At 71.1% G+C, this 19,456-nt stretch carries 18 protein-coding genes; 6 read left to right on the top strand and 12 right to left on the bottom strand.

Features of this window, described 5'->3' with window-relative positions; all coding sequences use genetic code 11:
- Positions 1-19: 19 nt before the first annotated feature.
- The 3 genes from COA07_RS11870 to aroC form a co-directional block, all read right to left on the bottom strand.
- Positions 20-379 carry a hypothetical protein gene (locus tag COA07_RS11870; RefSeq protein WP_066712139.1) on the bottom strand — a complete coding sequence of 120 codons (360 nt, stop codon included), beginning with the start codon at positions 377-379 and terminating at the stop codon, positions 20-22.
- 136 nt (positions 380-515) lie between these two features.
- Positions 516-1,070, bottom strand: a complete 555-nt coding sequence (locus COA07_RS11875; RefSeq protein ID WP_141396529.1) for a hypothetical protein — start codon at positions 1,068-1,070, stop codon at positions 516-518.
- Between the two features lie 72 nt (positions 1,071-1,142).
- On the bottom strand, positions 1,143-2,210 hold the full coding sequence (gene aroC / locus COA07_RS11880; RefSeq protein WP_096641047.1) for a chorismate synthase: 1,068 nt from the start codon (positions 2,208-2,210) through the stop codon (positions 1,143-1,145).
- Between the two features lie 142 nt (positions 2,211-2,352).
- On the opposite strand from aroC, the gene COA07_RS11885 reads away from it, so the two are divergent.
- Positions 2,353-4,038 carry a hypothetical protein gene (locus COA07_RS11885; protein WP_096641049.1) on the top strand — a complete coding sequence of 562 codons (1,686 nt, stop codon included), beginning with the start codon at positions 2,353-2,355 and terminating at the stop codon, positions 4,036-4,038.
- 521 nt (positions 4,039-4,559) lie between these two features.
- Here the strand turns inward: COA07_RS11885 and COA07_RS11890 are convergent.
- The 8 genes from COA07_RS11890 to COA07_RS11925 all read right to left on the bottom strand — a co-directional run bounded on the left by COA07_RS11890 (position 4,560) and on the right by COA07_RS11925 (position 12,872).
- Positions 4,560-5,084 (bottom strand): GNAT family N-acetyltransferase, encoded by a 525-nt coding sequence (locus tag COA07_RS11890; RefSeq protein WP_066712568.1) that lies wholly within the window; start codon positions 5,082-5,084, stop codon positions 4,560-4,562.
- Positions 5,085-5,094: 10 nt separating this feature from the next.
- On the bottom strand, positions 5,095-5,886 hold the full coding sequence (gene fabI, locus COA07_RS11895; protein ID WP_066712574.1) for an enoyl-ACP reductase FabI: 792 nt from the start codon (positions 5,884-5,886) through the stop codon (positions 5,095-5,097).
- Between the two features lie 38 nt (positions 5,887-5,924).
- On the bottom strand, positions 5,925-6,872 hold the full coding sequence (locus COA07_RS11900) for a YihY/virulence factor BrkB family protein (RefSeq protein WP_066712577.1): 948 nt from the start codon (positions 6,870-6,872) through the stop codon (positions 5,925-5,927).
- Between the two features lie 6 nt (positions 6,873-6,878).
- Positions 6,879-7,817 carry a DnaJ C-terminal domain-containing protein gene (locus tag COA07_RS11905; RefSeq protein WP_096641051.1) on the bottom strand — a complete coding sequence of 313 codons (939 nt, stop codon included), beginning with the start codon at positions 7,815-7,817 and terminating at the stop codon, positions 6,879-6,881.
- 21 nt (positions 7,818-7,838) lie between these two features.
- Positions 7,839-8,771 (bottom strand): transglutaminase family protein, encoded by a 933-nt coding sequence (locus COA07_RS11910; RefSeq protein ID WP_066710922.1) that lies wholly within the window; start codon positions 8,769-8,771, stop codon positions 7,839-7,841.
- Positions 8,772-8,778: 7 nt separating this feature from the next.
- Positions 8,779-11,256 carry a circularly permuted type 2 ATP-grasp protein gene (locus tag COA07_RS11915; RefSeq protein ID WP_066710928.1) on the bottom strand — a complete coding sequence of 826 codons (2,478 nt, stop codon included), beginning with the start codon at positions 11,254-11,256 and terminating at the stop codon, positions 8,779-8,781.
- A gap of 71 nt (positions 11,257-11,327) precedes the next feature.
- Positions 11,328-12,206 carry an LOG family protein gene (locus COA07_RS11920; RefSeq protein WP_066710931.1) on the bottom strand — a complete coding sequence of 293 codons (879 nt, stop codon included), beginning with the start codon at positions 12,204-12,206 and terminating at the stop codon, positions 11,328-11,330.
- 45 nt (positions 12,207-12,251) lie between these two features.
- Positions 12,252-12,872: an extensin family protein gene (locus tag COA07_RS11925; RefSeq protein ID WP_083956853.1), complete on the bottom strand. Its 621-nt coding sequence runs from the start codon at positions 12,870-12,872 to the stop codon at positions 12,252-12,254.
- Positions 12,873-13,084: 212 nt separating this feature from the next.
- Between COA07_RS11925 and COA07_RS11930 the strand changes: the two genes are divergently transcribed.
- The 4 genes from COA07_RS11930 (at position 13,085) to COA07_RS11945 (ending at position 17,576) form a co-directional block, all read left to right on the top strand.
- On the top strand, positions 13,085-14,239 hold the full coding sequence (locus COA07_RS11930; RefSeq protein ID WP_066710934.1) for a phosphoserine transaminase: 1,155 nt from the start codon (positions 13,085-13,087) through the stop codon (positions 14,237-14,239).
- A gap of 121 nt (positions 14,240-14,360) precedes the next feature.
- A complete protein-coding gene (gene serA, locus COA07_RS11935; RefSeq protein ID WP_066710936.1) occupies positions 14,361-15,938 on the top strand; it encodes a phosphoglycerate dehydrogenase in 1,578 nt (525 codons plus the stop codon).
- A gap of 145 nt (positions 15,939-16,083) precedes the next feature.
- Positions 16,084-16,479, top strand: a complete 396-nt coding sequence (locus tag COA07_RS11940) for an endonuclease domain-containing protein (RefSeq protein WP_245842139.1) — start codon at positions 16,084-16,086, stop codon at positions 16,477-16,479.
- The gene (locus COA07_RS11945; protein ID WP_066710938.1) at positions 16,476-17,576 is read left to right on the top strand and encodes an ATP phosphoribosyltransferase regulatory subunit; all 1,101 of its coding nucleotides are present in this window, start codon (positions 16,476-16,478) and stop codon (positions 17,574-17,576) included. Before COA07_RS11940 ends, COA07_RS11945 begins: the two co-directional genes overlap by 4 nt.
- 108 nt (positions 17,577-17,684) lie before the next feature.
- Here the strand turns inward: COA07_RS11945 and hemW are convergent, their stop codons facing one another.
- On the bottom strand, positions 17,685-18,851 hold the full coding sequence (gene hemW, locus COA07_RS11950) for a radical SAM family heme chaperone HemW (protein WP_066710939.1): 1,167 nt from the start codon (positions 18,849-18,851) through the stop codon (positions 17,685-17,687).
- 21 nt (positions 18,852-18,872) lie between these two features.
- Between hemW and COA07_RS11955 the strand changes: the two genes are divergently transcribed.
- The gene (locus tag COA07_RS11955; protein ID WP_245842140.1) at positions 18,873-19,448 is read left to right on the top strand and encodes a CAP domain-containing protein; all 576 of its coding nucleotides are present in this window, start codon (positions 18,873-18,875) and stop codon (positions 19,446-19,448) included.
- Positions 19,449-19,456: the final 8 nt, after the last annotated feature.

Genomic DNA, 19,456 nt, shown 5'->3' on the forward strand with positions numbered 1-19,456 from the left:
TGCCGTCGGGTGACCGACGTTACGCCTGCGGCGGGGTGGTGCCGGTCGGCGGTGCGGTGGGGCCGGTGGTGCCGGTCATCGGATCGGGGCTGGTCGGCGTGCCCATCGTTCCCGACGGATCGCCGGTCGGCGGCGACATGGTATCGGGCGTCGGCGTCGCGGTGCCGCGCGGGCGGGTGGACGGGCGGGTGGTGTCATGCCCGCGATGGTCGGGCATCGGCGTCGTGGTGGTACCCGGCGGGGTCTGCATCCCGGTGGTGCCGGGCTGGCCGGTCGTCGTGCCGGTGGCCGGCGGCGACATCGGCGGGGACATGGTCTGGGCCGAGGCGGCGGCGGGAAGCAGCAGGGCCGCCGTCGCCAGAATGATTGTCGAGCGCATGATAACCTCTCCTGTGTTTTCAGCCGTATCAACGACTTGCCGGCACAGGAAGTTGCGCGCTTCGACCGGGTTATGCGCCCGTCCGTCGTAACGGCGGATGGCCCCGTCCCCCGGGCGGGGGGACGGGGCCGACCGTTCAGCGCGGCGTCGCGGTGACGGTGGTGGTGCCGCCGGCGCTGGTCCCCGCGGCGACGCCCGAGGGACTGGCGGTGGTGCCGCCGGCCAGGCTGCCGCCGGTGGCGACCGACCCGTTCGGGGTGGTGATGGTCGCGCCGAGCGCACCATTGCCGCCGCCCATCGCGCCGCCCGACGATGCCGAGGTCGCGCCGTTAGCGCCGCCGCTCACGCCGACGCTGGTCCCGGTGACGGTATCGCCCACGCGCTGGCCGGTGTTGCGCGCGGCATCGGCGGTGCGATCCGCGGTGCGGCGCGCGGTGGCGCGGGTGCGATCGGCGGCGCGGCGCGTCGCCTCCCGCGTGCGCTGCGTCGTGCGGGTGGCGGTGTCGCGCACTGCGCCGGTGTCCGGGGTCTGCAGCTGGCCCGTCGCGCTGCCGCCGAGCGTGCCGCCGACCTGACCCATGGTGCCGCCGACGGTGCCGCCCAGGCCGCCACCGAGGCCGCCCGCCAGCTGCGCCGATGCGACGCCCGGGACCAGCAGCGCGGCCGAGGCCAGAAGGATGGTGATACGCATATCCATTCTCCGTTTATTCCACGGGAGCAACGGTGCGATCAGGGTAATTGTTCCCGAACCGGTACTATAACATTACCCGCATTGGGCACGATGGAGCAGCGCCTGATCGGCCAGCACCAGCGCGACCATCGCCTCCACCACCGGGACGCCGCGGATGCCGACGCACGGGTCGTGCCGGCCTTTCGTCGCGATATCAGCCGCTTCGCCGGTGCGAGTGATCGTTTCGACCGGGGTCAGGATCGAGCTGGTCGGCTTGAACGCGGCACGCACGCGGATCGGCTGCCCGGTGGCGATCCCGCCCGCGATCCCGCCGGCGTGATTGGCCAGGAAGCGCGGGCCGCCGTTGCCGGGGCGCATCGGATCGGCATTCTCCTCCCCCGACAAAGCCGCCGCGGCGAAGCCGTCGCCGATCTCCACCCCCTTCACCGCGTTGATCGACATGATCGCGGACGCCAGTTCGCTGTCGAGCTTGGCATAGAGCGGCGCGCCCCAGCCGGCGGGCACGCCGGTCGCCTCGCACGCGATCACCGCGCCGAGCGACGAGCCGGACTTGCGCGCGGCATCGACCTTCTCCTCCCAGCGCGCCGCGGCGGCGGCATCGGGGCAGAAGAAGGGATTGGCGTCGATCTGCGCATCGTCGAATGCCGCCGGGTCGATCTCGTCGCCGCCGATCGCCTCGACCCAGGCGCGCACGCGCACCTGCGGCACGACCGCGCGCGCCACCGCGCCCGCCGCGACGCGCGCGGCGGTTTCGCGCGCCGACGACCGCCCGCCGCCGCGATAGTCGCGAAAGCCGTATTTGGCATCATAGGCGTAATCGGCATGGCCGGGGCGATAGGCGAGCGCGACGTCGGAATAATCCTTTGACCGTTGGTCGACATTCTCGATCATCAGGCTGATCGGGGTGCCGGTGGTGCGCCCGTCGAACACGCCCGACAGGATGCGCACCTGATCCGGCTCGCGCCGCTGCGTCGTGAAGCGCGACTGGCCGGGGCGGCGCTTGTCGAGCCACGGCTGGATATCCGCCTCGCTCAGCGCGATCCCCGGCGGGCATCCGTCGACCACCGCGCCGAGCGCCGGCCCATGGCTTTCCCCCCAGGTGGTGAAACGGAAGACGCGGCCGAAGGTGTTGAAGCTCATCGCGGTGTACCGGGGCGGGGGGCGGGGGCGAACATGGTGCTCGCCATGGCAGATTGCGAGCGGCTATGACAGGGGCCGATCGTCGTGGGGGACGGCGCCGGGGGGGGCGCCGCGCGGCGATGGCGCGAAGGGGGCGTTCCGGGTGGCGAAGGCGAAGAAGGCGGCCGTGCTGATGGCGGGGCTGGCGATGGCGACGTTGGGCGCGGGCGTGGCGCATGCCGACGACAAGGCGGATTTCGAGCGGTGCGACGGGCGGCAGCATCCCGGCAAGCAGCCCGACGGCCTGCGCGGGCCGGTGGGTTCCACGCCGTTCCGGATGGTCGGCGACGATCATGACGCGCAGACGATCGCGGCGTGCACCAGCGCGCTGGCCAGCCCGCGGCTGTTGCCGACGCAGACGCTGCGGCGGGTACATCTGTTGCGGGCGCGGGCGGCCGCGCGGCTGCATGCCGACGATCCGGCGGGGGCGGTGGCGGACCTGGACGCGGCGGATGCGGCGGCCGGCGCGCTGGCGCAGGATCGCTTCTACCAGCGCAGCATGGGCGTGTCGCTGACGCTGCTGCGCGCGCTGGCGGCGGCGCGGACCGGCGACGTGGCGGCGGCGGCGCCGCTGGCGCGGCAGGCGATCGCGGCGCGCCCCTATGCCTTGCAGGTGCAGCAGGTGGCGGCGACGATCCTGCAGTTCGACGCCGGCGGGACGCCGGGCGAGCTGCTGCGGCTGGACCCGGATGCCGCGACCGAGATGCTGGTCCGCGAGGCGCAGGCGGGCAATGTCGCGCGGGTCGCGGCGCTGGCGCCGACCGTCGCCGTGGCGTGGCCGACCGAGCCGTTGCCGCCGCTGGCGCTGGCGCTGCGCTCCCCCGATTCGGACCGGTTGCTGGCGGCGATGCTGGTGAGCCATCACATCGCCTATGCGCGCGCCGCGACCGGCGATGTCGCTGGCGCGAAGGCGATGCTGGTGGAGGTGCGCGAGCGGATGGCCGCCGCGCTGCCCGCCCCTGCGGCGGCGCCCGCCCCGGCCGCCGCCCCGGCCGCCACGGGCAAGGACGCGGAGAAGGTCGGCGCGGGGCTGTCCGCGCTGGCGACCGGGATCCGCGAGCGGCTGGGCGAGTTTTCCGACCGTTACGCCAGGCGGACAGAGGCGCGGATCGGGGTGGCCGAGAAGCGCCCGGACGATGCGCTGGCGATCATGAAGGCGACGGAGCTGCCGGCCGACGCGACGACCGCGGAACTGATGACCGCGGTGAAGGCGGCGCTGCCCGCGGACAAGGCGGCGGCGGTGGGATCGTTCCAGGCGGTGGACGCCGACGCCGGCAAGGCGCGACGCGACGGGCTGCTCGCGGCGATCCCGCTGGCGATGGTGGCGCCCGAAACGCCGCGGTCGGTGGTCGATTACGACCGCGCGCGCCCCAACATCCTGGGCGCGCTGATCGGCGGCGCGCTGAGCATGGGGACCAGCCTTTTGGGCGGGATCAGCCGCACCGACGGCTTCCGCTCCACCCCCAATGCCGACGGGACGGTGATGGTCGAATTCATCGGCAATACCCCGTCGCAGACGCTGGTGCAGGAAATGACGCTGCTGCGCGCGGCGGAAGTGGCCAAGGCCGCGGGCAAGCCGGCGTTCGTGATCGTCAAGCGCAAGGATTACATGCGCCGGCTGGTGCAGACGCAATATGGCCAGGAAATCAGCAGCACGCCGACCGGGTACAAGACCGAACTGACGATCCGCGTGGTCGACAAGGGCGCGGACGCGGCGCGCGAGATGGACGCGACCGGGGTGATCGATGCGCTGGGGCCGCTGTATTACGAGGAGAAGAAGCCGGCGTGAGGGTGGGGGCTCGCGACGGGTGGCGTTGCCCGGATGCGGGCTGTTGCGGCCGCTGTTTTGTGATGTCGGCGGGAGATCCGGGCGTTCGCCGCACTTCGGCGGGAGGCAGTGTCCTTACCTCTTTCGTCCGTCACCCCGGCGAAGGCCGGGGTCCATGGTGCCGCAAAAGCAACGGCTTGCCCGTATGCGGAGACATGGATGCCGGAACAAGTCCGGCATGACGGGAGTGGGTTTTGCGAAGGTTCTGGCGGTCGCTGGGATGACGTTTGGCGGGTAGGTGCGGGTCGTTGTTAGGGCATGACGTCGCCCCAGCATAGGCTGTGGCCTTTTGCGGCGGCTGTCCCGTGTTGTCGGCGGGAGATACCAGCTTTCGCTGGGATGACGGATGGGGCGGCGGGGGTGTGCTCAACGCATGACGTCTCCCCAGCATAGGCTGGGGCCTTTCGCCGCATATCGGTACCATCCGCGCCGTGACCCAATTGCGAGGCCCCTGCCGTCGCAGGGGCGACGTCATGCGGTGGTCAGTCCGCCGACAGGGCGGCGAAGGCGGGGGCGTGGCGGGCCTCGCCGCGGGTGCCGCAGGGCATCAGTCCGCCCTGCAGCGGCAGCGCCATCAGATAATCGCCGGCATAGGGGGAGGCGAAGTTGCGGGCGTAATCGGCGTGGAAGCCGAAGCGTTCGTAGAACGCCGGTTCGCCCAGCACGAAGCACAGGACGATGCCGGCGCGTTCCAGCTGTTCCAGCCCGGCCTGAATCAGCGCCTCCGCCACGCCCTGCCGCCGGTAGGCCGGGGCGACCGCGACGGGGGCGAGCGCGACGGCGGGGATCGACTTTCCGCCGGCGTCCACCGCCATCCGGCTGAACGCGACCGCACCGGCGAGCGTGCCGCCATCCTCGTCCACCGCGACCAGCATCAGCACCATGTCACGCTCGACGCACAGCCGGCGGACCAGATCGGCCTCGTCCGCGCGCGGGAAGCCGGCGCGCAGCAGCGCGTCGATCGCGGCGACATGCGCCGCGCCGGCGGGGTGGATGGCGATGGTCATGCGGCTGGCGTCAGGCGAGCGCGATGTCGGGCGCGTCCTCCGCCTTCATCCCGATGACGTTGTAGCCGGCGTCGACATGGTGGATCTCGCCGGTGACGCCGCTGGCGAGGTCCGACAGCATGTACAGGCCCGCACCGCCGACATCCTCGATCGTGACGGTGCGGCGCAGCGGGGCGTTCAGCTCGTTCCACTTGAGGATGTAGTTGAAGTCGCCGATGCCGCGCGCCGCCAGCGTCTGGATCGGACCGGCGGAGATGGCGTTGACGCGGATGTTGCGCGGGCCGAGATCGACGGCGAGATACTTCACGCACGTTTCCAGCGCGGCCTTCGCCACGCCCATGACGTTATAGTGGGGGATGACCTTTTCCGCGCCGTAATAGGTCAGCGTCAGGATCGCGCCGCCGTCCGGCATCATCGCCTGCGCGCGCTGCGCCACCGCGACCAGCGAATAGGCCGAGATGTTCATCGTCATCAGGAAATTGTCGAGCGTGGTGTCGTAGAACTTGCCGCGCAGCTGCGACTTGTCGGAAAAGCCGATGGCGTGGACGACGAAGTCGATCGTCGGCCATTCCTTCGCCAGCTCGGCGAAGGTCGCGTCGAGTGCGTCCATGTCCGACACGTCGCAGTCGAACAGGCGGGCGACGCCCAGCTGCTCGGCCAGCGGGCGGACGCGCTTTTCCATCGCCGCCCCCTGATAGGAAAAGGCCAGCTCCGCGCCCGCCTCGCTCAGCTGCCTGGCAATCCCCCAGGCCAGCGACTTGTCGTTGGCCAGGCCCATGATCAGCCCGCGCTTGCCCGCCATCAATCCGTTCACGCCGTCACGCCCTTCATTCGATTTCGCTAAGTCGTTGCGCTCCCCTCTACTACCGGTTCGGGCGGCTCCGCCAGTGCCGCGTTCAGATGCGCGCCGAACACCAGGCCGAGGCCGATCAGGTAGAAGAACAGCAGCATCACGACGACCCCCGCCAGACTGCCGTAGGTGAGGTCGTAGCCGCCCAGCTGCGACAGGACGAACGGCAGACCGGCGGTCATGCTGACCCACCAGACCGTCGTGAACAGCGCGCCGGGCCATTTGCGGCTGTCCGACTTGCGGTACTTCCCCGGCGTGACCGAATAGAACAGCATGTAGAGCGCGCCGAACATGATCGCGGCGGGGACCAGCCGGGCCAGGCCCAGCCAGCTGGCGACGTCCTGCGCGACAGGCAGCAGGCGGTAAATGAACTGTTCGGCGGCGGTCAGCACGCCCTGTACCAGGAACGAGATCAGCGCGATCACCACCGAGGCGATGATCGCCAGGCTGAGGCCGAGGCGCGCGCGCCACAGCGACTGGCTGCTTTTCGTGCCATAGGCGCGGCGGAAGATGTCGCGGATCGTCTCCGCGAAGCTGCCGACCGTCCACAGCCCGATCAGCGCGCCCAGCCACAACAGCGACCCGGTGCGCGCGGCGAGCACGTCGGCGATCGGCTTGCGCAGGATGTCGGCGACATTGGGGGGCAGCACCGACAGGAAGCTACGCACGGCATGCTGCACGTCGTCGCTTTGCCCCACGACCGAGGCGATCGCGGCGGCGACGATGAAGAACGGAAACACCGTCATCAGCGCCAGATAGGCAAGATTCCCGGCGTGCATGAACCCGTCGTTATAGACGCCGATCAGCGCGCGCTTGACCACTTCCCATGCATAGGCGCCGGGCCGCACGCGTGCGAGCCGCCGGTCGAACCGGCGGCGCGCCGCAGCGTGATCGCGGCCGCGATCCTCGGGGGTGAGTGCCGTCTGGCCGTCTGTCACGGGGGATCAGACGCCCATCGCGGCGCGCGGGTTCCCTCCTCCGGTCCAGCCGGCGACGAACGCCTTCAGCGCGGCATCGTCGGCGGGGACGTCGACCACCAGCGTGACCAGCTGGTCGCCGCGCTCCCCGCCCTTGCGGTGGAAGCCCTTGCCCTTCAGGCGCAGCGTCTTGCCGGACGTGCTGCCGGGGGGGACGGTGATCATCACCGGGTTTTCGACGGTGGGGCATTTCACCTTGCCGCCCTCCACCGCCTCACGCAGAGTGATCGGCAGGTCGAGCCGCACGTCGTCGCCGTCGCGGGTGAAATAGCGGTGCGGCTGCACCTCGATCGTGACGATCGCGTCGCCCGCGCCGCCCGGACCCTGTTCGCCCTTGCCGGCCAGCCGCATCTGCGTGCCCGTCTCGACCCCGGCGGGCAGTTTCAGGTCGATGGTGCGCCCGTCGGCCAGCGTCACCCGCTGCGGCGCGAGCGCGGCGGCGTCGACGAACGGCACGGTCAGGCGATAGGCGGTGTTCGCACCCTTCTGCGGCGGGGCGCCGCGCCGGCCGAAGCCGCTGGCGAAGCCGCCGCCGGTGCGCCCACCGAACAGCCCTTCGAAGATGTCCGACATGTCGGCGCCCTCGCCGCCGAATTCGAACCCCTGCGACCGGAAGCCGCCGCCGCCCGGGCCGCCGGGGCGCGGACCGCCGCCCGCGCCGCCGAAGCCGAACGGGGCGGTGGGATTGCCGTCGCCGTCGATCTCCCCGCGGTCGAATCGCGCGCGCTTGTCCTTGTCGGTCAGCAGATCGTAGGCGGACGTCACCTGCGAGAAGCGTTCCGACGCCTTGGGATTGTCCTTGTTGCGGTCGGGATGCAGTTCCTTGGCGAGCTTGCGATACGCCTTCTTGATGTCCGCTTCGCTGGCGCCGCGCGCCACGCCCAGCGTCGCATAAGGATCGGCCATAATGTCCCCGGTTGTTACTACCTAGCTATGTGGGGCCAGCACGGGCGCGGCGCAATCTTCGTTCGCGATCGCGGCCTCCTCGATCGGCGCGACGTCGACGCTGACCTCCATCGACTGCGCCCCCGAGCCGAGGACGACGCCGTCGACGGGCGCGATCTCCGCATAGTCGCGGCCGATCGCGACGATCACATGGTCGCCCGCCATCCAGATGCCGTTGGTGGGATCCACCCCCACCCAGCCACGCGCCGGCCCGCACCACAGCAGCACCCAGGCATGGGTGGCATCCGCGCCGACCAGCCGCGGTTGGCCGGGCGGCGGGATGGTGCGGATATAGCCCGAGGCATAGGCGGCGGGCAGCCCGGCGGCGCGCAGCCCGGTTATCATGATCTGCGCGAAATCCTGGCACACGCCGCGGCGGTGGCGGAACGCCTCGTGCGGGGGGGTATCGACCAGCGTGGCGGCGGGATCGAAGGCGAAATCCTCCTGGATGCGCCGGGCCAGCGCGATCCCCGCTTCCAGCGCATTGCGATCCGGCGACAGGTCCGCCGCGCAATAGTCGGCGATCGCGCGGTCGAGCGGAATCAGCGGCGAGGGGTAGAGATAGGCCGCGGGGCCGGCGGCGGAAATGTCGGTGGAGGCGCGCGCCATCCGCGCGACGTCGGCCAGCGTCGGGTCCGACGCGTCGGGGACGGGCACCAGCCGGTCGACCGTCAGCCGCGCGCGGCTTTCGATCGTCAGCCGGCGCACCGGCTGGTCGACCACCAGCCGGGTGACATGCGCCAGCCCCGCCTCCGCCCGCGCGGGCATCGCGCGGCCGGACGGTTCGACGGCGAGCGAATAGTCCTCCAGCCGCTGGCCCGGCCAGTCGATCGGTTTCAGCCGCAGGTTGCAGCGCGCGAACTTGACCGCATTGCCATAGTCGAAGCGGGTGATGTGGCGGATGTCGTAGCGCATGATGGGATCAGGCCAGCGTCAGGCCGCCGGCGCGCAGCGGCTCTGCCCCGCGCAGGAAATAGCGGTGCGCGATCGCATCCGACAGGCGCATCAGCCGCCGCTCCACCTCGCCCAGCGTCGCGGCGTCGAGCGTGCTGGCCTGCGCGGTGGCGACCACGGCGCAGAGGCCGGTCGCCTCCACCTGCTGCGGCTCGGCCATGCCGTCGTCGTCGAGCACCGGCAGCCGCGCGAGATGGTCGCGGATCGCCTCCACCTGGAACGCCAGCGCGCGCGGATTGCCCGGGTCCAGCACCGTCAGGTCCACCACCGGCACGCGCGCGATCCCGGTCAGGTAACGCTGGCGATAGCTGATCTGGCTGTCGGCCAGGTCGAGCAGCGTCGACAGATCGTCCACCGACGCCCCCGCCAGCCCGAACGCGCGCGCGGCGCGCGTGATCGCGGTGCCGCGTTCGATGCGCCGCCCCAGATCGTGGAAGCGCCACGCGGCGGTGCGGCCCATATGTTCCGCCGACAGCCCGGCGATCGCGGCATAGCGGCGCTGGAGCGAGCCGGCGCGGTCGAGCATCCCGCGATGCGTGGGGAAGGGCGCGTCGAGCAACCGCACCATGTCCGCCGACAGCCGGTCGCGCGAGCCGGCGGCGATCCGTTGCGCATGGCCGTTGATGGTCGCGACCGATTGCCAGTCGGGCGATTCCATCGCGATGCGCGCCATCTGCGTCAGGTCGTGGCGGCGCAGGCTGTCGGGGCGCGGCGCCGCGCCGACCCCGACGATCGCATCGACCAGCGCGCCCACGGTGCGCGCGCCCAGCGCCGCGCCCGCATCGGCGTCGATCGAATTGCCCAGCATCACGCGGATCGCCGCCAGCAACGCCTCGCCGCGTTCCAGATAGCGGCCCAGCCAGTAGAAATTGTCCGCGACGCGGCTGGGCAGCGTGCCGGGGTTGCGGCGGACGTGGAGCGAATCGGCGGCGGGGAGCAGCGACGTCTGCGGCACCGGATCGCGCCCGTGGACGCATACGTCGGCGGACCAGGTGCCTTCGCCCAGGACCGCGGCGCGCGGATCGGGATGTTCGCCGATGCGCGCGAACCCGCCGGGCATCACCTGCCACCGGCCGTCGCCGTCGCGCGCGGCGAAGACGCGCAGCGTGAACGGGCGCGGCTCCAGCCGGTCGCCGATCACCACCGGCATCGACGACAGCCGCACCACTTCCTGCCCGACGTAATCCTGCGGCCGGCGGGTCAGATCGTCGAGGAAGGCGGCGCGCTGTTCGCGGGTCAGCTCCGCGCCGGCGACCGCGCCGTCGCCGGGCAGCCCCAGCGTGCGCGCGCCGAACGCCGACGACAGCAGCATCGAATCGAGTTCGGCGGCGACATGCTCGGCCTCCGCCGGCTGGCCGCACCACCAGGTGGCGATATTGGGCAGGATCAGGTCGGCACCGGTCAGCCGCGTCGCCAGTTGCGGCAGGAAGGCGCCGAAGGCGGTGCTTTCCAGCACGCCCGACCCCGGCGCGTTGGCGATGACGACGTTGCCTTCCGCCCAGCTGTCGATCAGCCCGGGCACGCCGATCCGCGAGTGCGAATCGAACGCCAGCGGATCGAGCAGCCGCGGGTCGAGCCGTCGCCACAGCGCATCGACACGCTTCAGCCCGCCGATCGTGCGGACGTAGAGCTTGTCCTCCAGCGCGGCGAGATCGTCGCCCTCCACCAGCAGGAAGCCGAGGTAGCGTGCCAGATGCGCCTGTTCGGCGTAGCTGGGATTGTAGCGCCCCGGGGTCAGCAGCCCGATGCGCGGGTCGCTGCGCCGGCACGATGCCGCCAGCCCGTCGCGGAACGCCGAGAAGAACGGCGCGTGGCGGCGCACGTTGAGCCGCCCCTGCAACCCGCCCAATGTGCGGCTGACCGCCAGCCGGTTTTCCAGCGCATAGCCCGCGCCCGTGGGGGTGCGCAGGTGATCGGCGAGCACGCGCCATTCGCCCGATGGCCCGCGCCCCAGGTCGATCGCGACGAAATGCAGGTGGCAGCCGCCCGGCGGCGTCACCCCCACCAGCGGGCGCAGGTAGAAGGGGCTGCCGGTGACCAGAGTGGCGGGCAGGTGCCCGCGCGTGACCAGCGCCGCCGGGCCGTAGAGATCGCGCAGGATCGTTTCCAGCAGCTCGGCGCGCTGCACCACGCCGCGTTCGATCGTCGACCATTCGGCATCGTCGATCAGCAGCGGCACCGGGCTGAGCGGCCAGGGCCGCTCGGCCTCCTCCCCGATGATGCGGAAGCCGGTGCCGATGTCGGCGGCGTGGCGCTGCACCCGTTCGCGCGCGTGCGACAGGTCGTCGCCCGCGATCGCGGCCAGTTCCTCCAGCATCGCCAGCCAGCTGGCGTCCGCCGGATCGTGGAACACGTCCGCGCGCGCGCCGGCGGCCGCATAGCCGTCCGCCCAGCGGCGGGCGTGCGTCCCGGCATCGAACAGCGCGGCCTGTGTCGCCAACTCCATCCCCTCTATCGCGTGGCGACGGTGACCCTAGGGGACGTTGCAATGCAACACAAAGGCTTTACCGGCGATCGTCAGCGCGGCGCCTTGCCGTCGCGCTCGCGATAGAATTCCTGCACCACGCGCCAGCCCTCGGCCGCGCTGTCGACGTAGCGGAAGATGCCCAGGTCGCGTTCGGACACCACGCCTTCTTCCACCAGCGCGTCGAAATTGACGACGCGTTCCCAGAATTCGCGGCCGAACAACAGCACCGGGATCGGCGCGACCTTGCCGGTCTGGATCAGCGTCAGCAGCTCGAACAGCTCGTCGAAGGTGCCGAACCCGCCGGGGAAGGCCGCCAGCGCGCGCGCGTGGAGCAGGAAGTGCATCTTGCGCAGCGCGAAATAGTGGAATTGCGTGCTGAGCGCCGGGGTGACGTAGGGGTTGGGCGCCTGTTCGTGGGGCAGCACGATGTTGAGGCCGATCGATTCGGCATGGACGTCCGCCGCGCCGCGGTTGGCTGCCTCCATGATCGACGGCCCGCCGCCCGAACAGACGACGAAGTGCCGCCGTCCCGCTTCGTCGCGCGGGAAGTTCGAGCACAATTGCGCCAGTTCGCGCGCCATGTCGTAATATTTGCTCTTGGCGACCAGCCGCTCGGCGATGCGGCGGCTCTTGTCGTCGGTGGCCATGTCGAGCAGCGCCTGCGCCTTGGCCGGTTCGGGGATGCGCGCCGAACCGTAGAAGACGAAGGTGGAGCCGATATGCGCCTCCTCCAGGATCAGCTGCGTCTTGAGCAGTTCCAGCTGGAAGCGGACCGGGCGCAGATCCTCGCGCAGCAGGAAGTCCATGTCCTGGAACGCCAGGCGATAGGCCGGGCTTTCGGTCTGCGGGGTGGAGATGTTGTGGGCGGCGGCGTCGGCATCCTGCTTGGCAGCGGGGAAGACGCGGCTGGGAACGCGGGTTTCTGTCATCCGGGGGGTGTAGTCACGCTTCGTGACGCCTGCAAGACGGCGCCGTCAGCGGCAGAACGCCTTGCCGTCGTCCTCCAGGTGCAGATGGTCGCGGTGCGCCTCATTGTAGTCGGGCGACAGGACGGTGCCGAAGCGGCGGCAGGCCGAGGTGCGGACCGTCGCCAGGAAGCGGCGCACCTGCGGATCGGGGGAGTTCCAGTCCGACAGGATCGAGATGCGCCGCCCGTCCTTCAGCTCGAACGCGGCGATGTCGATCGCATTGGCGATGGCATGCCCCGACCGGCGCGCCGGGCCGGCGGTGCCGACGGTGTTGCGGCAGGCGTAGCTGCCCATCGAGACGACGCGCGACAGCTGCGATCCCAGGATCTGGTACGCCGCCGGCGCGACGCCGTTGCGCGCCCAGGCGGCATAGGCGCGCGCCTCGCCGCAGCGCACCGCGCCCAGATTGGCGGTCGGCACGCCGATGTCGAGCAGCTTGACCGTGCCGGAAAGCGCACAGCCGGGCGCGATCTGCCGGTCGGGCAGCGGCTGGAAATCGACGCCCAGCGCGCGCAGGTCGGCATGGCATTGCGCGGTCTCGCGCAGCGACGGCCCGGCGACCTCCGCCCGCGGCGCCTCAGGGGCGGGGCGCTCGACCCGGCCGCACGCGGCGAGGGCCAGGGCCATCGCGATCGTCGTGCCGGCCCTGTCGCGATAACCCCTCATCCGCATCGCTTGCGGCATGGTGGACCCGGGAACAAGTCCGGGGTGACGGAAGGGTCGGGGGGCGCGGCAGATGGTTGACGTCTGGTGGTTGACAGGGCGCGATTGGCCGCTAGGGCAGTCGACGGGCCACGCGGTCCCAACGCCGCGCGTGCTCTCTGTGAGGAGAGTCTGACATGACTGATTCGATTGCCGCCGACGCCACCCTTGCGCCCGCGAAGCCCGCCACCCGGCCGGCACGCCCGCATTTTTCCTCCGGCCCGTGCGCCAAGCCCCCCGGCTATGACCCCGCCAAGCTGGCGACCGACGTCCTGGGGCGTTCGCACCGCTCGAAGCTGGGCAAGCAGCGGCTGCAATATTGCATCGACCTGATGCGCGACCTGCTGAACCTGCCCGACACGCACCGCATCGGCATCGTCCCCGGTTCCGACACCGGCGCGTTCGAAATGGCGATGTGGACGATGCTGGGCGCGCGCCCGGTCACCGCGCTGGCGTGGGAAAGCTTCGGCGAGGGCTGGGTGACCGACGCGGTCAAGCAGCTGAAGATCGACCCGACCGTCATCCGCGCCGATTACGGCCAGCTGCCCGACCTGACAAAGGTCGACTGGTCGAACGACGTGCTGTTCACCTGGAACGGCACCACCAGCGGCGTGCGCGTGCCGGACGGCGACTGGATCGCCGCGGATCGCGAGGGGCTGTGCTTCGCCGACGCGACCAGCGGCGTGTTCGCCTACGACCTGCCGTGGGACAAGATCGACGTCGCGACGTTCAGCTGGCAGAAGGTGCTGGGCGGCGAGGGCGCGCATGGCGTGCTGATCCTGGGTCCGCGCGCGGTCGAGCGGCTGGAAAGCTACACCCCGGCCTGGCCGCTGCCCAAGGTGTTCCGCCTCGTCTCCAAGGGCAAGCTGACCGAGGGCGTGTTCAAGGGCGAGACGATCAACACGCCGTCGATGCTGGCGGTCGAGGATGCGATCTGGGCGCTGGAATGGGCCAAGGGGCTGGGTGCGGGCGGACTGATCGCGCGTTCCGACGCCAATGCCGCCGCGCTGGACGCGATCGTCGCCGAGCGCGACTGGCTGGGGCATCTGGCGCAGGTTGCCGCGTCGCGGTCGAAGACCAGCGTCTGCCTGACGGTGGATGCGGACGAGGCGGTCATCAAGAAGATGGTGTCGCTGCTGGAGGCCGAGAGCGCCGCGTTCGACATCGGCGGCTATCGCGACGCGCCACCGGGCCTGCGCATCTGGTGCGGCGCCACGGTCGACACCGCGGATATCGCGGCGCTGGGGCCGTGGCTCGACTGGGCCTATGCGACGGCGAAGGCCGCCGACTGACGATCCGGTGCCCCGGCGGAGGCCGGGGCCCAGTTACGGGGCGCCCGTGACGACGCACCGCACGCACTTACCTCAACCTTCCCAACTGGCCCCGGCCTTCGCCGGGGAACGGAGTAGAACCATGCCCAAGGTACTGATTTCCGACAAGATGGACCCGCGCGCTGCCGAGATCTTCCGCGAACGCGGGGTCGAGGTGGACGAGATCACCGGCAAGACCCCCGACGAGCTGAAGGCGATCATCGGCGAATATGACGGGCTGGCGATCCGCAGCTCGACCAAGGTGACCAAGGACATCCTGGAACATGCCACCAACCTGAAGGTGGTCGGCCGCGCCGGGATCGGCGTCGACAATGTCGACATCCCCGCCGCTTCGGCGAAGGGCGTGGTCGTCATGAACACGCCGTTCGGCAATTCGATCACCACCGCCGAACATGCCATCGCGCTGATGTTCGCGCTGGCGCGCCAGCTGCCGGAGGCAGATGCCTCGACGCAGGCGGGCAAGTGGGAGAAGAACCGCTTCATGGGCGTCGAGATGACGGCCAAGACGCTGGGCCTGATCGGCGCGGGCAACATCGGTTCGATCGTCGCCGACCGCGCACTGGGGCTGAAGATGAAGGTCGTCGCGTTCGACCCGTTCCTGACCGAGGAGCGCGCGGTGGAGCTGGGCGTGACCAAGGTGACGCTGGACGAACTGCTGGCGCGCGCCGACTTCATCACGCTGCACACGCCGCTGACCGACCAGACGCGCAACATCCTGTCGGCCGAGAACCTGGCCAAGACCAAGAAGGGCGTGCGGATCGTCAATTGCGCGCGCGGCGGCCTGATCGACGAGGCGGCGCTGAAGGCGGGGCTGGACAGCGGCCACATCGCGGGCGCGGCGCTGGACGTGTTCGTGACCGAGCCGGCGAAGGAAAGCCCGCTGTTCGGCACGCCCAACTTCATTTCCACCCCGCACCTGGGCGCGTCGACGACCGAGGCGCAGGTCAACGTGGCGATACAGGTGGCCGAGCAGATGGCCGATTACCTGGTGTCCGGGGGCGTCACCAACGCGCTGAACATGCCCAGCCTGTCGGCGGAGGAAGCGCCGAAGCTGCGCCCGTACATGGGGCTGGCGGAAAAGCTGGGCAGCCTGGTCGGGCAGCTGTCGCACGGGGCGATCGACCGCATCTCGATCCATCGCGAGGGTGCGGCGGCGGACCTGAACCCCAAGCCGATCACCAGCGCGGTGCTCACCGGCTTCCTGGGCACGCAGACCGCGACCGTCAACATGGTCAACGCTCCCGTGCTGGCGCGCGACCGCGGCGTCGAGGTGCGCGAGATCCGTACCGAGCGCGAGGGCGATTACCACACGCTGCTGCGCGTCGCGGTGCGCACCGCCGATGGCGAGCGGTCGGCGGTCGGCACGCTGTTCGGCGACAGCGCGCCGCGGCTGGTCGAGCTGTTCGGGATCAAGGTGGAGGCGGACCTCGCCGGGCCGATGATCTATGTCGTCAACGAGGACGCGCCGGGCTTCATCGGTCGCATCGGCACGCTGCTGGGCGAGGCGGGGGTCAATATCGGCACCTTCCACCTGGGCCGCCGTGAGGCGGGCGGCGAGGCGGTGCTGCTGCTGTCGGTGGACGAGACGGTCGACGCCGCGCTGCTGGCGAAGGTGAAGGCGCTGCCGGGGGTGAAGACCGCGATGGCGCTGTCGTTCTGACGGGGTGGGGGCGGTTGGTCTCGATGAGACACCGGCCCCTCTCCCAACCCTCTCCCCGGAGGGGAGAGGGCTATCCCTTCTAAGCCCTATCGCCTCCGGGGAGAGGGGTTGCCGCGTACGCTGCCGCCGATGATGGTGAGCGCCGATGCAAACCGACCCTCTCCTCCTCGATCGCGCCCGCGGGATGCGGCGCGCGATGACCGAGCCTGAAAACCGGCTGTGGCTCGCGCTGCGCGGGCGGCGGTTGAACGGTGTCAAATTCGCGCGGCAGGTCGTGGTCGGCCCGTACATCGTCGACTTTTGTGCGCGTACGCCAAGGCTGGCGATTGAGGTTGACGGCGACACCCACACCGACCAATCGCGCGACGACCGGCGCACTTCTGCGCTGGCCCGCATGGGTTATCGCGTGATCCGCTTCGCCAATTCCGACATCATGACGAATATCGACGGCGTTCTGCACGACATCGGCGTGGCGCTTGCGGCAACCCCTCACCCAACCCTCTCCCCACCGGGGAGAGGGCTATCGGACGATCGACCATGACCGCGCTGCTGCCCGAGGGGCTTCGTGACCGCCTGCCGCCCTATGCCGATGCCGCCGCCGCGATCGAGGCGCGCGTGCTGGGTGCGATCCGTGCGCATGGCTATGAACGGGTCGATCCGCCGCTGGCGGAATTCGCCGAGGCGCTGGGCACGCGGCTGAAGGCGGGCGCGCTGCACGATGCGGTGCGCTTCGTCGATCCGGTGTCGCAGCGTACGCTGGCGATCCGCCCGGACATCACCGCGCAGATCGCGCGGATCGCGGCGACGCGGATGGGGCACCACCCGCGCCCGGTGCGGCTGAGCTATGCCGGATCGGCGCTGAAGCTGCGCGCCAGCCAGCTGTCGCCCGCGCGCGAGACGCGGCAGATCGGTGCCGAGCTGTTCGGGCTGGATTCGGTCGCGGCGGCGGCGGAGATCGCGACCGTCGCGGTGGAGGCGATGGCGGCGGCGGGGGTCGCGCAGCCGTCGATCGACTTCACCTTGCCCGATCTGGTCGATGCGCTGGCGGCGGGGCCGCTGCCGGTCGCACCCGAGGTGCTGGCGCCGCTGCGCGAGCGGCTGGACGCCAAGGATGCCGGCGCGGTGGCGCAGATCGCACCCGATTACCTGCCGCTGATCGCCGCCGCCGGGCCGTTCGCCCCCGCGCTGGCGCGGCTGCGCGCGTTCGATCGCGACGGCACGCTCACCTCGCGGCTGGATGCGCTGGCCGCGATCGCCGCGACGCTGGACGGGCGCGTCGCGATGACGCTGGACCCGACCGAGCGGCACGGGTTCGAATATCAGACGTGGCTGGGCTTTTCGCTGTTCGGCGGCGCATCGGCGGCGGAGCTGGGGCGCGGCGGCACCTATATGGTGGTGCACGAAGGCGGCGCGGAGGAGGCGGCGACCGGCTTCACCCTCTACGCCGACCGGCTGGTGGGCGATTCCCCGACGGGCGAGCGGCGGCGGCTGTTCCTCCCGCTGGGCACCCCGGCCGAGGACGGCGCGCGGTGGCGCGGCGACGGCTGGGTGACGGTCGCGGCGCTGGAGGCGGGCGATACGCCCGAGGCGCAATTGTGCACGCATGTGCTGGCGGAGGGTGCGGCGCGGGCGCTGTAGCGCCGGCTGGAGCCTTTTTCCGCGGGCGGTTCCGTCCCAACCGGGAAGCCCCTGCCTGCGCAGGGGCGACGTTTGGGGCGGGCAGCGGCGACGTTCGGGGTGGGTGGTTCAGGCGATCGCGGTGTCGGGGGTGCGCACGACGCGCGGCAGGATCGCGTCGAGCAGGATCATCCCCGCTTCGGTGACGCGCAGGTGGGTGCCGGTGCGCGCGATCAGCCCGGGCAGCGCGGCGATCTGGCGGTCGTCCACCAGTTCGCCGATCGCGACCCCGGTCAGCGCGGCGATGCGCGCCAGGTCGACTCCTTCGTCAAGGCGCAGGCCCATCAGCAATGCCTCGCTGGCGCGGGTCGCGGGATCGAGCGGCTCCTCGCTTTCCAGGCCATGGCCGTTGCGTGTAAGTGCGGCGAGCCAGTTTTCGGGCTTGCGCCGGCGGAAGGTGGCCAGCGCGTCGCGCCGGCCGTGCGCGCCGGGGCCGATGCCGGCATAGTCTCCGTAGCGCCAATAGGTGAGGTTGTGGCGGCTCTGCGCGCCAGGGCGGGCGTGGTTGGAGATTTCATAGGCGGGGATGCCCGCCGCCGCGGTGATCGCGCGCGTCGCCTCGAACAGGTCGGCGGCGGTGTCGCCGTCGGGGATGACGAGGCGGCCGGCGGCGGCGTCGGTGGCGAAGCGCGTGCCCGGTTCGATCGTCAGCTGATAGAGCGACAGATGCTCGGTGCCGAAGGCGAGCGCGCGTGCCAGTTCGGCCTCCCACGCCGCCAGCGACTGGTCGGGGCGCGCGTAGATGAGGTCGATGCTGACGCGCGCGAAATGGCGCTGCGCGATGGCGAGCGCGCCCAGCGCCTCGTCCACGCCATGCGCGCGGCCCAGGAAGCGCAGCGCGGCATCGTCGAGCGCCTGCACCCCCAGCGACACGCGGTTCACCCCGGCGGCGGCGAGATCGGCGAAGCGCGCCGCCTCCACCGACGACGGATTGGCCTCCAGCGTGATCTCCACACCCCCCGGCGCGGCGGGCCAGGCTGCGAGCGCGGCGTCGATCAGCGCGGCGACCGTGGCGGGCGGCATCAGCGAGGGCGTGCCGCCGCCGAAGAAGATCGAGCCGAGCCGGCGACCGGGGAGCAGCCCGGCCTCATGCGCCAGATCGGCGAGCAGCGCGTCGCGCCACTGCGCCTGATCGACCGAGGCGCGCACATGGCTGTTGAAATCGCAATAGGGGCATTTGCTGACGCAGAACGGCCAGTGGATATACAGCGCCAGCGGGGGATTGTCGGGAACCATGCCGGCGCCGATATGGCGGCGATGCGCCCGAAACGCCATGCCGCCCGCCTGTTCGCGTTCCTGCTGCCGATGATCGCGGCGGCGTGCACCGGCGATGCCGGACCGCCGCGGGTGGTGGAGCCGCGTCCCGACGCGCCCGCGCCGGCGCGCGGCGAATCGGTGCTGCGCCGGGCGATGCTGGCCGGGCACAACGCCTCGCGCGCCGCGGTGGGCGTGGCGCCGTTGGTGTGGGACGACGCGCTGGAGCGGTCGGCGGCGGCCTATGCCAAGGAGCTGGCGCGGACGGGGCGGTTCGCGCATGCCGAGCAGCCGCAGGGGCCGGGGCGCGAGGGCGAGAATCTGTTCACCGGGACGCGCGGCGCCTATGGTTATGACGAGATGGTCGCGCTGTGGGTCGCGGAGAAGAGCGACTTCGTGAACCGTCCGGTGCCCGAATCGAGCCGGTCGGGGAACTGGGGCGGGGTGGCGCATTACGTGCAGATCGTGTGGCGCGGATCGGGGCGCGTGGGCTGCGCGGTCGCCTCCAGCCGCAGCGACGATTATCTGGTGTGCCGCTATTCCCCCGCGGGCAATGTGATGGGCGAGCGGGCGTTCTGACCCGCGCG

Origin of the sequence: Sphingomonas adhaesiva, assembly GCF_002374855.1 — a bacterium.
GTDB lineage: Bacteria > Pseudomonadota > Alphaproteobacteria > Sphingomonadales > Sphingomonadaceae > Sphingomonas > Sphingomonas adhaesiva.

Coding starts and splice junctions, on each gene's coding strand:
- COA07_RS11870 (WP_066712139.1), bottom strand. CDS start 379: ATGCGCTCGACAATCATTCTGGCGACGGCGGCCCTGCTGCTTCCCGCC.
- COA07_RS11875 (WP_141396529.1), bottom strand. CDS start 1,070: ATGCGTATCACCATCCTTCTGGCCTCGGCCGCGCTGCTGGTCCCGGGC.
- aroC (WP_096641047.1), bottom strand. CDS start 2,210: ATGAGCTTCAACACCTTCGGCCGCGTCTTCCGTTTCACCACCTGGGGG.
- COA07_RS11890 (WP_066712568.1), bottom strand. CDS start 5,084: ATGACCATCGCCATCCACCCCGCCGGCGCGGCGCATGTCGCCGCGATC.
- fabI (WP_066712574.1), bottom strand. CDS start 5,886: ATGGCGGGCAAGCGCGGGCTGATCATGGGCCTGGCCAACGACAAGTCG.
- COA07_RS11905 (WP_096641051.1), bottom strand. CDS start 7,817: ATGGCCGATCCTTATGCGACGCTGGGCGTGGCGCGCGGCGCCAGCGAA.
- COA07_RS11910 (WP_066710922.1), bottom strand. CDS start 8,771: ATGCGCTACGACATCCGCCACATCACCCGCTTCGACTATGGCAATGCG.
- COA07_RS11915 (WP_066710928.1), bottom strand. CDS start 11,256: ATGGAGTTGGCGACACAGGCCGCGCTGTTCGATGCCGGGACGCACGCC.
- COA07_RS11920 (WP_066710931.1), bottom strand. CDS start 12,206: ATGACAGAAACCCGCGTTCCCAGCCGCGTCTTCCCCGCTGCCAAGCAG.
- COA07_RS11925 (WP_083956853.1), bottom strand. CDS start 12,872: ATGGCCCTGGCCCTCGCCGCGTGCGGCCGGGTCGAGCGCCCCGCCCCT.
- COA07_RS11930 (WP_066710934.1), top strand. CDS start 13,085: ATGACTGATTCGATTGCCGCCGACGCCACCCTTGCGCCCGCGAAGCCC.
- serA (WP_066710936.1), top strand. CDS start 14,361: ATGCCCAAGGTACTGATTTCCGACAAGATGGACCCGCGCGCTGCCGAG.
- COA07_RS11940 (WP_245842139.1), top strand. CDS start 16,084: ATGCAAACCGACCCTCTCCTCCTCGATCGCGCCCGCGGGATGCGGCGC.
- COA07_RS11945 (WP_066710938.1), top strand. CDS start 16,476: ATGACCGCGCTGCTGCCCGAGGGGCTTCGTGACCGCCTGCCGCCCTAT.
- hemW (WP_066710939.1), bottom strand. CDS start 18,851: ATGGTTCCCGACAATCCCCCGCTGGCGCTGTATATCCACTGGCCGTTC.
- COA07_RS11955 (WP_245842140.1), top strand. CDS start 18,873: ATGCGCCCGAAACGCCATGCCGCCCGCCTGTTCGCGTTCCTGCTGCCG.